A 12,666-nucleotide genomic window follows, 5' to 3' on the forward strand; every position below is an offset into this window, starting at 1 on the left:
CCTTGTCAACCGCTTTCTGAAGAATTTTGAAACTCGAAATCTTCAATTAATTCAAACGGTTGTCTTTCAATTTCTGGCCCGCCTCAGTGGCGTGCCCCTCGAAAGAGATGCGTATTCTACAGAGCTCACTCCGACTGTCAACGGTTCGTTATAACTTTTTCAGGAAACCTGACGATTTATCGTCAAAGCTCGGTTTTCACAGCGGCCGCAGCCTGGGTTGCTTTCTCCCTGGCCTCGTCAATCGAGCTACCGGACGCAAGCGCGACCCCCATTCTCCGCCGCCCCTTTAGTTCAGGTTTCCCAAAGAGCCTGAGAAAGATGTCGGGTTGAGCCAACGCTTTTTCAAGCCCTGTATAGGCAACCGCATCCGAATCACCCTCCGGCAATATCACTGCGGAGGCTGACGGACCCTGTTGACGGATCGCCGGTATCGGCAACCCGAGGATGGCACGGGCGTGCAAGGCGAACTCAGACAGGTCCTGGGAAACCAGTGTCACCAACCCCGTGTCGTGAGGGCGTGGCGACACTTCTGAAAACCATACGTCATCGCCTTTCACAAACAATTCCACACCGTAGACACCATAGCCACCCAGATTGCTGGCAACCGCTTCCGCGATTTCCCGGGAACGGGCCAGCGCCTTGTCACTCATTGGTTGCGGCTGCCAGGATTCACGGTAATCGCCGTCTTCCTGATGGTGCCCAATAGGATCACAGAATGAAATACCGTCGCGGTGTTTCACGGTCAGCAAGGTAATTTCGTAGTCAAAATCCACAAACCCTTCGACAATCACCCTGCCCTTACCGGCTCGACCACCGGTCTGGGCATAATCCCAGGCGGCCTCAATATCATCAGCGGACTTAACCGTGCTCTGCCCTTTTCCTGACGAACTCATAACGGGCTTCACCACCAGAGGCATTCCGATGGCTTCGACGGCCGCAAGATACTCTTCTTTCGACTCGGCAAATCGATAGGGCGACGTTGCAAGCCCGAGCTCTTCGGCGGCCAGGCGACGGATACCTTCCCGGTTCATGGTGAGATTGACGGCTCTTGCGGTGGGTATCACCCGATAGCCTTCCTGCTCGAGCTTTACCAGCTCCGGCGTGGCAATCGCCTCAATTTCCGGCACGATGAGGTTTGGCTTTTCCGCTTCAATAATGCTGCGCAAGGCAGCGCCATCGAGCATATCGACAACGTGACTCCGATGGGCCACCTGCATGGCCGGGGCGTTGGCGTAACGGTCAACTGCGATAACTTCCACGCCAAAGCGCTGGAGTTCAATCACAACTTCCTTGCCCAGCTCTCCCGAGCCACAGAAGAGAACCCTGAAAGCATTTCCTTTCAGCGGAGTACCAATACGAACTGTGTCAGTCATGAAAGTTTCTGCCTTTCCTGATATCGGGGGTCAAAGACCTAGATCAAAAATTTGCTTTCACGCTCGGCCACTTTGCGCAGCACTTCCTGGCGCTCTTCATTGCTCATCTGGGACCATCGCGTGATCTCATCACCACTGCGATGGCACCCAACACACATATCGTTGTCATCAAGGGCGCAAATACTCACACAAGGCGAGCGCACCTTATCAGCCACTTTCATTCCGCAACCTCACCTAACGTCTTGGCCACTACTTTAACCTTTCCTGATCTCCGCTTCTAACGCCGGTTCCGTCAACGACTCACCCCAGGTGCTTCCATGCACAAGATCAGCCAGAGGCAACCGCGAGCGCCATCCCTTTTTCTGTAGTTCAGGCTGTTCAAGAAACTCGCTGACAAAGCCAAGGCACAGATAGGCCAACGGGTACACGTGTTCGGGGAGTTTCAGTGTCTTCGCCAGCTTTTCCTGATCCAGAATACTGACCCAGCCCACACCGATCCCCTCAGCCCTTGCTGCCAGCCAAAAGTTCTGTACCGCCAGGCACGTACTGAAAAGATCCGTTTCAACGATCGAGTTACGTCCCAGCACATGGCTACCACCACGACTTCGGTCACAGGTGATGCATAGATTAATCGGGCTCTCCAGGATGCCCTGGAGCTTCAGACTCTTATACTGTGTATTGCGATCGCCTTCATAATTTTCCGCGGCTTTCCGGTTTTCTTCCTCGAAAATGGAAAGCACTGCGCTGCGCACTGACTTGCTATCGATCACGAGAAAATCCCACGGCTGCATAAAACCGACGGAGGGTGCGTGGTGGGCCGCGTCGAGCAGTCGGGCAAGGACATCCGGGGGAATCGGATCAGGAAGAAACTGCGAGCGCACATCCCGGCGTTCATGGATCGCACGATAAAGCCCGCTCGTTTCTTCATCACTAAAGGGGCGATTCTGGTTTGGCCGGTGAGTTCTGTGGTCTGTCATTCTATGCCTCTAATGCCGTCGGTTGAGTCCCAGCAAATGCTTCAGAAACCCCGTGTCCAGACACTCCTCAACAAGATCCGCCAGTCGATCCAGCTGTTCCAGGCGATGTGCCTTGTAGTCTACAGCCTGATGCTGAGCTCCCAAGCCCGCCCATTCGAGTATCTCACGGGTCGCTTCAGGCTGATCGAAAATGCCGTGAACATAGGTTCCAATTATCTGGCCATCCTCACTCACTGCGCCTTCAGGCTGTCCATTCAGTGTCGCCATGGGGCGTTCAAGCGCGGGGCCACAGGAAATACCGTTATGCATCTCATAACCTGTGAACCCCGCCCTTCCGCTGCCAAGCGTTAACTCTCCGGAAACGTCCTTCAGCGTTTTGCCGGCAACCATCCGTGTGGTCATGTTGAGCAACTCAAGGCCAGGCGTGGTGCCGGCATCCCCTTCCAGGCCGTCCGGGTCGGATACCGACCGCCCCATCATCTGAAAGCCGCCGCAAATGCCTAACACCTTGCCGCCATAACGGAGGTGTTTCTGAATAGCCTCGGGCCACCCCTGGGATCTCAGCCATTGCAGATCATGCCGGGTGCTTTTGCTGCCCGGTAACAGGATCAGGTCAGCCGGGGGAATCCGCTGGTCGGGGCCGATGAATTGGAGGTTGACGCCCGGGTGCAGACGAAGGGGGTCGAAGTCATTGTGGTTGCTGATGCGAGGTAACACCGGGACGATCACATTCAGTGCATCGGGTTCATTGGTGCCACTGGTGCCAACGCTGTCTTCTGCGTCAATCACCAAGCCATGCAGATACGGCAATACGCCAGCTACGGTTTTATCAGTGCGTTCGGCCAGCCAATCCAGGCCTGGCTTCAACAAGGCAATATCGCCCCGAAAACGGTTGATAACGAAGCCTTTCGTGCGCGCTCGTTCGCTCTCGGTGATGAGTTCAAGCGTGCCCACCAGTTGGGCAAACACACCACCCTTGTCAATATCGCCGACGAGGAGCACTGGGCAATCGGCCGCTTCGGCGAAGCCCATGTTGGCAATATCATTCGCACGCAAATTGATCTCGGCGGGGCTACCAGCCCCTTCGGCAATGATTACGTCATAGCGGGCACTCAGGTCACGCCATGCCTCCATCACAGAGGCCATCGCCTCGGCCTTGTAGGCATGGTAATCCAGAGCGTTCATATTGCCGTGAACCTTGCCTCGCAGGATTACCTGGGCACCGCAGTCACTCTGGGGCTTGAGCAACACCGGATTCATATCGCTATGCGGGGCGAGCCCGCAGGCCAGTGCCTGAAGTGCCGTGGAACGGCCTATTTCACCGCCGTCTACGGTAACCGCACTGTTCAGGGCCATGTTCTGAGGTTTGAAAGGCGCCACGGAAACACCCTGCCGCGCCAGCCACCGACACAGGGCGGCGACGACCGTCGTTTTGCCGGCATCGGAAGTCGTTCCCTGTATCATCAACGTGGTCATGGGTAGCAGCCTCTGTTACAGCTCGACACCTTTCTGGGCTTTCACACCCTGGTCCTTGAAGGCATGCTTCACCACGCCCATTTCCGTGACAGTGTCCGCCAGGTCCACCAGTTCCTGTGGTGCCGACCGACCGGTCACTACCACATGCTGCATCTCCGGGCGGCCCTGGAGGTCGTCCAGAACACGGTCGAGATCAATATAGTCGTACTTCAGGGCGATGTTGAGTTCGTCCAGCAGGACCAGGTCGTAGCTGTCGTCTTTCAACATGTTGGCGGCCACATCCCAGGCGGCATTGGCTGCCTCCACGTCCTGCTCCCGGTTCTTGGTATCCCAGGTATAGCCCTGGCCCATCACGTGATAACTCACGTTGGGCAATTCGCGGAAGAACGCTTCTTCGCCGGTGCTGAATGCGCCTTTGATGAACTGGACAATACCCACTTTCATGCCATGGCCGAGCGCCCGGGCCACCATGCCAAAACCGGAACTGCTCTTGCCTTTGCCCGGGCCGGTCAGCACCAGCAGCACACCCTGTTCTTTCTGGGCACGGGAAATGCGCTCCTGCATGATCTTCTGCTTTGCATCCATGCGGCGAGCATGGCGTTCGGGGTCTTTGGCGCGTTCACGCATGGTCAGGCTCCTTATCGATAAGCGGGCGAATGGCCTGCCCGCGAAAAATTCCGGCCACCAGTTCTGGGGCGGAGGGAAAATAGCCGTGGAAATAGCTGGCCACCAGCCCCTTCCGGCAATACACCGGTTCAGCCTCGGTGCCCGCAACCTTGCGGGTTCGGGCCAGGGGGTGCCAGTCAGTCTCCAGTCGCGAGTGATGATAGGTATGCCCCCGTAACTGCCCCTGCTCGGTATTCAGGCTCTGCAAACCCAGCGCCTGCAGGCGGCCGGCCATACTGGCGCGACCGGGGATAATTCCGAGCAGGTTGTGGATCTCTCCGTCGTGGTCCGCCAGTTCCTCCACACAGGCCATTAACCCGCCACACTCGGCCAGCATGGGTTTACCGGCGCTGTAGTGGTTGCGAATCGCCTCCAACATCGGACGGTTACCGGCCAGAGTGGCACCATGAAGTTCCGGGTACCCGCCTGGTAACCAGAGGGCGTCGGCGTCTGGCAATGCTGAATCTATCAGCGGGGAGAAAAAAGACAGTTTTGCCCCCATCGCCTGCAACAGGTCCAGATTGGCGCGGTAAATAAAACTCAGCGCTGCGTCCCGGGCAATGGCGATGCGAACGCCCTCAAGCAACGGTGGTGGGGACTCCGGGGGTTCAGCTTCCAGCGTCACGGGAAGCGGCAGGCCATCCAGCCCTGCTTCCGCAAGGACGTCAGCGGCAGCGTCCAGGCGCTGCTCCAGATCGCCCAATTCGCCGGCCTGAACCAGTCCAAGATGCCGGTTTGGGAGACTCATGGCCTCGTTTCGGGGAATGGCCCCTAGCAGACTGATCCCCTCAGGCAGGCTCTCCCGCAGCATAGCCCCATGTCGGGGACTGCCGATGCGGTTGGCAATCACCTGATAAACCGGAAGCGCGGAGTCGAATTTTGATAACCCCAGAGCCACCGCTCCAAAGGTCTGAGCCATGCCGCGGGCATCAATGACCGGCAGAGCGGGAATACCCATCAGCTTGGCGAGGTCCGCACTGGAAGGGTCACCGTCAAACAATCCCATTGATCCTTCCACCAGAATAAGGTCGGCATCCTGCGCGGCTTCCGCCAGACGCCAGCGACACTCGTCCTCGCCCGTCATCCACGGATGCAACTGGTACACCGGCTGTCCGGATGCGACTTCCAGCACCATCGGGTCCAGGTAATCCGGGCCGTGCTTGAACACCCGTACCTTTCGTCCGGCATTCCTATGCAATCTCGCCAGTGCTGCGGTCACCATGGACTTCCCCTGGCCAGAACCTGGTGCGGCAATCATTGCGGCTGGTACGGTTGCTTTCATATAGCTCCTACGTTCAATACTTAACAGGGACAAATAGCGGCGCACCATCCACGTCCACTGTCAGAAGTTCCTGATCATAAAGCCGTTCAAGCGCGGCCGGCACGAGCATTCGTTCTGCAGGCCCCCAGCAGGCTTCGCCGTTGGGGTACAGCAACAGCAGATGGTCACACCATCGTGCCGCAAGATTCAGGTCGTGCAGACACATGAAGACGGAACGCCCACTACGCGCCTGCTCGGTCAGTAACTGGAGTACCGACACCTGATGGTGCAGATCAAGATGGTTGGTGGGTTCATCCAGAAGCCAGGTATCAGGTGCCTGGGTCAGCACTGTGGCAATGGCTACTCTCTGGCGTTCACCGCCAGAGAGTGTGTTCACCAGCCGATCACTGAGATGGCCCACATCCAGCTGTTCCAGAGCGCCTCTCGCAAGACGTTCATCGGCTCCGGACTCCATCTGCCAGGGTGACAACCAGGGATGGCGCCCGATCAGCGCCGTTTCCAGTACCGTCGCGGGAAAACCGTCCTGCCGTTCCTGGAAAACCATCCCCAGTTGTTGCGATATTGTCCTGCGCTTCAGGTCTGCCAAAGGATGCTCTCCCAGGCAAACCGATCCGTGACGTGGTGCTCGCAACCCCGCCAGTGTGTACAAGAGCGTCGTCTTGCCGGCACCATTTGGCCCCAAAACGCCCCAGATCTGCCCGGGTTCCACGGCAAAGTTCAGCGCTTCCCCATCGCCCCGCCCGGGAATGTCGATGACCAACTGTCTAGCCTGCAACGGATTCATCAGCGGCTCCGATACAACAGGTAAAGGAAGGTGGGTACACCCAGCAAGGCCGTGATCACACCTACCGGCAACTGCTCGGGCGCAATCACTACTCGCGCCAGGGTATCCGCCAGCACCAGCAGCGTGCCGCCAGCCAGTGCACAGGCAGGGAGGATCAGGCGCTGGTCGTTACCAAGCACCAGCCGCAACATGTGAGGCACCACCAAGCCGACAAAACCAATACTGCCAGCCATGGTGACCGCGGTGGCCGTGAGCAGGCTGGCAAGGATATAGATCGTCCATTCCAGCGGTCGCACCGCCACTCCCAGGGCTGCCGCCTGCATGGGACCGCGTGCCAGTACGTTAAGACTCCGCCCCAGGGGTACCACCAAAAGACACACCAGCACCAGGAAAGCCAGGGCGGGCCAGGGCGTTCTAGCGTAGGACACATCGCCCATCAACCAGTACAACATTCCCGGTAAGCGCTGGGCCGGGCTGATCGCTAACATCAGGGTAATCACCGCGCCCCAGCCTGCGGCGACCACCACACCGGTGAGCAACAAACGCGACGGCGTCCAGCTTCCGGTGCCATGGGCCAGACCGAACACCATCAGTGTGGCCAACAACGCACCGGCAAAAGCCGATCCCGAAATCATCAAACCACCCAGGCCCGCCAGCATCGCAAACAAGGCCCCGACGGCAGCACCGCCAGACAGCCCCAGAACGTAGGGGTCCGCCAACGGATTGCGTAACAGCACCTGCATCAGAGCCCCGGCCACGGCCAGCAAACCGCCCGTTGCGAAAGCAGACAGTGTCCGTGGCAGGCGCAATTCCAGCACCAGGGTTTGCTGCAGGTTGCTGCCCTCACCCAGAATGACGGCGACAACATCTCCCGGTGCCACGCTGACACTGCCCACACCCACCGACAACATCATGGCGACGAGGCTGGCCAGAGCCAACAACACAAGTGGCATGGTCAGAGGCCTGCTCAAAAGGTCTGTCTCCCACTAACGTTTGGCACGGGCATCATCCAGTTTCTCGCAAAACAGTTGTGAACCTTTCAGAATACGCGGCGTCGGGCGCTGGATCAGCGACGGTGGAACGAAGTACAGGTTCTCCTTCGCGGTGGCATCGATACTCTGGAAAGCCTCCCAGCGGGTCAGCCAGTGCCGGTTCTCTTCACCCATGCCACCGGCCAGAATGGCCTCAGGGTTGGCGCCGATAACCGCCTCGGCACTGATCCTCGGCACCAGGCGATCAAGATCACCGAATACGTTCACGCCTCCGCATAGCGTGATCACCTTACCAATCAGGTGCTCGTCGTTCACGGTCATCAGAGGCTCATCCCACACCTGATAGAACACCGAGACCGGCTCCGCACCCTGATATTGTTTTTCCAGTGAAGCCATTCCCTTGCGGAAACGATCTGCTTCGGCAAAGCCTTCATCTTCGGTACCCGCCAGAATCGACAGCCGTTCGATGGTGCTTGAAACGCCCTCAAAACTCCGGGGCTCAATGGAAAACACCGGCAACCCCAGGTCCTTCAGGGCCGCAATCTGTTCCGGCGGGTTGCCCGTCACCCAACCAATGACCAGGTCAGGTTTCAGTGCCATCAGGCGCTCAAGGTCCATTCGAGTGTGGCTACCCACAGAGGTGACCTGCTTCGCCTGCTCGGGGTAATCACTGTACGAAACCACCGCGATGACCTGATCACCGGCGCCTGCAGCCCAGACAAGTTCGGTTGCTCCGGGAGACAAGGCCGCGATCCGGCTGGCCGGTTGTTCAAGGCAGACTTCCTGGCCGGTATCGTCGGTTGCACATCGCTCAGTACCGGCCACAGCCCCCGGTGACATGGCCAGAGCTAACGACATCAACGCAGCGGTATGCCGGAACGATTTCAACATGAGGCCCTCTGGTTTCCGGGAGTCTGACAATCATCGTTGGCAGCGCCTAACGGGGGAAAGTCGGCCGACCCACCTTTTCGCGCGGACTCGAAGGCTTCCCGCTGCCGGGGGTCCAACTGGTCCGCGACCCAATCCATCAGGGGGTGATCCGGACGGGTGTGGCCACTGCCGGGAAGGCCATGGTCGATGATGTTTCCGGCGAAGTCACGTGCCAGGGCCTGACGGGTGAAGACGTCCGCCTCCCAGAAGCCCCGTTTCGCGGCCAGGAGCGCAATCGCCTGCATGTGGGTTTTGACATACACGTTGTGGCCCTCTGCCAGGAAGTCATCCAGGCCAAGGCCGTGGCGATCCTGAAAGTACACTTCATTGACCTCGTCCCACACACTGGAACGAAGCACTTGTGGGCTTGTGATTTGCCAGCCCCATAGGTTGTCGAGAAAATCACTGCCCATGGTGCGGGCACCGGCATAGCCGTGCTCCATCAGTGGGGCCAACCATTGCGGATTCAGATTACGGGCTCTCAGCTCTACCTGCAGCGCTCGCTGAAGCGAATCCACCCGGGGATTTCGCGGGTCTGCGTACTGGAGCACCCGGTTCTGCGGTGGCTCGCCGCGCAAGTGCTCCACGGCGTTGGACAGCCCGCCCTGGAAATCAAAACCGTCATCGTTGTCCAGCAGGCCATAGAGGTGGCTGGCCCGCCCAAGATAGGTATGGTTCACCGACCGCAATTGTCGGTCGAAAGCATCGTGAGCCGGTTCACCCTGGCTGCCCTTGCCATAGACGTGCCCCATGCGCCGGCGATAAGCGTCACCCAGTTGCTCCCGGTCCTGCCAGGCGCCCGTGCGGGTAGCAAGCCGGTTAACCCCCGCACCGTATGCGCCCGGAGCCGTACCGAAGACCCGGTATGCGGCCTTTGCCCCCGCATCCCGAGCCGACGAACCTGCGGCCAGCAGTACTCGTGTATCAGCAACCCAGTGGGCGGCAACACCGTTGGTGGACAGGGATTCCTCACCCGGCTTACGCATGTCGACCGGCAGAACCGATAGCGCCTGATCCAGTGCCTCTTCTAGCTCGGGGTGCTCGGCCCTGATGGATCCCGCCGCGCCTGCCAAGGCGTAACGCGATGCCATATCCAGCCATTCCAGTTGGCTTTCATAGAGATCCCGGAACAAGCCGGACGTGGTGAAAACCACATTGCGGCGAATGGGTGTATCGGTTCCCGGGCCGGCGGGCAAACGCTCCAGGCCTTTCACGATGCCCCGACTGTTCCACACCGGGCGCACACCCAATAGCTTCATGCCAAACGCAATCATGACCCCTTCGTCTCGCACCGTATCCGAGGCCCAGAGCACCAGTGCATCGCTTTGTTCTGAGGTGCTGTCTTTTGTGGCCCTGGCCTCCTCGACCAGTTCTTCAGCCAGCGACCAGGCCACACGGGTTGGAATCAGGTCATCCGACAAGGCATGAAAATTGCGCCCCGTTGGCAATACCGCCGGCGTTCGCAATGGATCGTTGCCCTGCCCCGGAGCAACAAACCGGCCATTCAACGCGTTGAGAAAGCTGGTGCGCTCAGAAGCAGGAGACGCTTCAAGATCAATGCGCCAGGCCGGTTCTGGCTTGCCGGCCTTACCCGCCATGGAGTCGAGCATGGTGTCCACCATGTCTGTGCTCCAGTCCCGGCCAAACACGTGCAGCCCCAGGGGCATAAAGTGTTCCTGCATATCAGTGACGTAGTGGCCGGCTTCGTGAACCAGCAGGTCGGGTGAAAGTTCATCGAGGGAAACCTCTTCCACCGACAAACCCATCTCGCCAGCGATTTCCTGTTCGAGATCGTCGGAGATATCCAGCACCTGGATTTTCTCCCGCAGCATCTTCAGCGCCCGCTCCCTGGTAGGGCTGTCGGGTTCATTGGCGGACTCCCAGGTTTCCACGAGCTGTCGGAGCTCCAGCAGTTCGTCATAAAGCTCCGTTGCGGCCAGCGGCGGCGTCAGGTGACTGATCATGACTCCCAGCGCCCGGCGCTTGGCCTGGATGCCCTCACCCACACCGTCGACGATGTAAGGGTAGATCAATGGCAGGTCACCCCCCAGCAGGTCCGGGTAGTCATCCCCCGTCAAACCAGCACGGCGGCGTGGCAGAAATTCCCTGGTTGAGTGGCGCCCAACGTAGACCAGCGCATCAGCCTGGTAGTGATCCCGTAACCAGTGGTAAAAACCCACGTACTGGTGGGTCGGGGGGAAGGTGGTGTTGGCGTGCAACAATTCTTCGTCCACTTCCCAGCCCCGGGGCGGTTGCGGACCGATGTAAATATTACCAAATCGAAGCCCAGGGAAAATCAGCCTGTCATCAACCACCATGGACTGGCCCGGCGCTTCTCCCCACCCCTTTAGTCCGGGAATGCCCGTATCGGCCAGTGCAACCCGGCTGTCATCCAGTTCCGCACTGTGACCACCTTCATCGAGACGTGCTTGCCAGAGCGCTTCGTACTCGTCCAGTCTGCTCAGAGCCGACTTTCGGTTCGGGTGCTGGAGGTGTTCAATCAGGTGCCGCAAGTCACGAATTCCCCGACTCAACAGACCGGTTGCCAATTCTTTCTCGCCCAACCTATGTGCCTGCTCAAGTCGCTCATGCAGATAACCCAGGGGGCCATGGACCATTTCCTGCTGGACAACCCTGGGCAAGGTTTCGAGATACTGACGATAGGTACTGCCCGCCATTGAGGCAACGTCACCGGCCATTTCCCTCAGCGCGCGAGGATCATCCGGCAGACTCACGCCTCGTTGCTGGAGCAGGTCGGTGAGGGCTTCCGGACTCTCCGGCAGCGGGCCGGTCTCGTAGCCCTCGGCTTTAAGCCAGTGCAGCATTTCATATAGGGAAGCTGGCACATCGAGATTGTCCGCCCCAATATTCTGCCGGCCCGGTGGATGATTGTAGTAGATGATGGCCACGCGCTTGTCGGCGTTGTCCTTGGCTTGCAGCGTCTGCCAGCGTTTCAGGCGGTCCGCAACGGCGTCCACCCGCTCCGGCACCGGCTGGGTAAGCGTCAGAGCCACACCGGTGTTTTCGTCAATCACTTCCGGCTCCGCCGTAGCCAGCACCATAGGCTGACTGACCCCCTGGAGCTCGGGCATCGCCAATTTGTAGTGCACCTTGTCAGACGGAATACCATCGATCGACAATTGCCATTGGTTGGTGGTGCGGGAGGCCAGGCGCAAGCCCTTGATCACCGGCACATTCAACCGGACCAACGCTTCCGTGACCTGACGCCGACCCTCGCCGCCTCCAATAATAAAGTCCTGAAGACTGACAATACCGGACAGGGTCGCCGGGCCTACCGTTTCATTCAGGGCACGGACAGCCTCCAGGCTGGCACCACCCCATCGGGACAGGATTGCAAAGCATTGCATTCCTCTGGATTCCAGGGCTGCACAGGTTGCGTCCAGCAGCGCCCGATCGCCGGGGCGATCACCGCTATCCAGGTCCAGAAGCGCGACCACAGGGCCAGATTGCAGGTTAAGGTTCGCCGCGCTATCTGTGGATTCACCATTACGGTAATAGCGGATCAGCGACCGGGGCGGCAGATCCGGCACGTCAAGCTCTTCGCCCGCCTGAACAAGCAACCAACGCAATAAGGCATCCAGGTGTTGCGGGGTGCGTCCCTGGTATAGGGCCCGGCCTTCAAGCCAGGGTTCCTGTTCGGGGAAACGGGCCTTAAGCTCTGCCAGATGGGCTTTCAAGTCCGTGCCGGGGTCCGGCGCTTTCATCAGGTTGTTCAGGGTCGTGGCATCCAGCCCTTCCAGGGGCTTGCGCCCCTGTAACCGTGACAGCACAGTCAGCGCCCTGTCGCCATTCACCCCCAGAATCGGAAACTCGCGAACGGCGGCCTGCTCGCCCACAGCACGCTCAATCCGGCCCACCTGCTCTCCGAAAACCGCCGCCATCAACAAGGCATCGGCCTGGCTCACCAGATCGTCGAGAGCGCTGTTGTCCAGGTTTGCCAATTGCTCCGGTGTTCGCAGAATAATGCGGTGATCTGGCTGGGCTGCTAGAAAGCGTTCCGCACCAGCAGCCATCTCCGCAGCGGAACGCTCAGACACTACCCCAAATACCGTGGCGCCGGACACTGGTTGGGACAGCATCAACAGAAGCCCGGAAAGGCAGCCGAACAACGGGCGTCTCAGAGTCCTATACAGGCGCTCAATCATGCCCTTACCTCTCCATGGTT

Annotated in this window: 10 protein-coding genes; all 10 read right to left on the reverse strand. The window is 59.2% G+C overall.

Annotated elements, in window-relative coordinates; translation table 11 throughout:
- Window positions 1–182 precede the first annotated feature (182 nt).
- The 10 genes from purT to JJO78_RS04105 are packed head-to-tail and all read right to left on the reverse strand — an operon-like array spanning window position 183 to window position 12,646.
- Window positions 183–1,373 (reverse strand): formate-dependent phosphoribosylglycinamide formyltransferase, encoded by a 1,191-nt coding sequence (gene purT, locus JJO78_RS04060; RefSeq protein ID WP_199448824.1) that lies wholly within the window; start codon window positions 1,371–1,373, stop codon window positions 183–185.
- A gap of 38 nt (window positions 1,374–1,411) precedes the next feature.
- Window positions 1,412–1,594, reverse strand: coding sequence for a DUF1289 domain-containing protein (locus JJO78_RS04065; RefSeq protein ID WP_007154793.1), 183 nt, complete (start codon window positions 1,592–1,594; stop codon window positions 1,412–1,414).
- A gap of 33 nt (window positions 1,595–1,627) precedes the next feature.
- On the reverse strand, window positions 1,628–2,350 hold the full coding sequence (gene bluB / locus JJO78_RS04070; protein ID WP_075194597.1) for a 5,6-dimethylbenzimidazole synthase: 723 nt from the start codon (window positions 2,348–2,350) through the stop codon (window positions 1,628–1,630).
- Between the two features lie 9 nt (window positions 2,351–2,359).
- Complete coding sequence (locus tag JJO78_RS04075; RefSeq protein ID WP_136633969.1) at window positions 2,360–3,826, reverse strand: cobyric acid synthase; 1,467 nt, start codon at window positions 3,824–3,826, stop codon at window positions 2,360–2,362.
- Between the two features lie 15 nt (window positions 3,827–3,841).
- Entirely contained in the window at window positions 3,842–4,453 is a 612-nt protein-coding gene (gene cobO / locus JJO78_RS04080; RefSeq protein WP_126810324.1) for a cob(I)yrinic acid a,c-diamide adenosyltransferase, read from the reverse strand.
- On the reverse strand, window positions 4,446–5,774 hold the full coding sequence (locus JJO78_RS04085; protein WP_126810325.1) for a cobyrinate a,c-diamide synthase: 1,329 nt from the start codon (window positions 5,772–5,774) through the stop codon (window positions 4,446–4,448). Before JJO78_RS04085 ends, cobO begins: the two co-directional genes overlap by 8 nt.
- A 13-nt stretch (window positions 5,775–5,787) precedes the next feature.
- Window positions 5,788–6,558: an ABC transporter ATP-binding protein gene (locus JJO78_RS04090; RefSeq protein ID WP_126810326.1), complete on the reverse strand. Its 771-nt coding sequence runs from the start codon at window positions 6,556–6,558 to the stop codon at window positions 5,788–5,790.
- Window positions 6,558–7,511: a FecCD family ABC transporter permease gene (locus tag JJO78_RS04095; RefSeq protein ID WP_036206521.1), complete on the reverse strand. Its 954-nt coding sequence runs from the start codon at window positions 7,509–7,511 to the stop codon at window positions 6,558–6,560. The genes JJO78_RS04090 and JJO78_RS04095 overlap by 1 nt, the downstream gene beginning before the upstream one ends.
- 33 nt (window positions 7,512–7,544) lie before the next feature.
- Window positions 7,545–8,441, reverse strand: coding sequence for a cobalamin-binding protein (locus JJO78_RS04100; protein ID WP_126810327.1), 897 nt, complete (start codon window positions 8,439–8,441; stop codon window positions 7,545–7,547).
- Complete coding sequence (locus JJO78_RS04105) at window positions 8,435–12,646, reverse strand: cobaltochelatase subunit CobN (protein ID WP_273622849.1); 4,212 nt, start codon at window positions 12,644–12,646, stop codon at window positions 8,435–8,437. The genes JJO78_RS04100 and JJO78_RS04105 overlap by 7 nt, the downstream gene beginning before the upstream one ends.
- Window positions 12,647–12,666 lie beyond the last annotated feature (20 nt).

Origin of the sequence: Marinobacter sp. DS40M6, from assembly GCF_028581595.1 — a bacterium.
Taxonomy (GTDB): domain Bacteria; phylum Pseudomonadota; class Gammaproteobacteria; order Pseudomonadales; family Oleiphilaceae; genus Marinobacter; species Marinobacter salarius.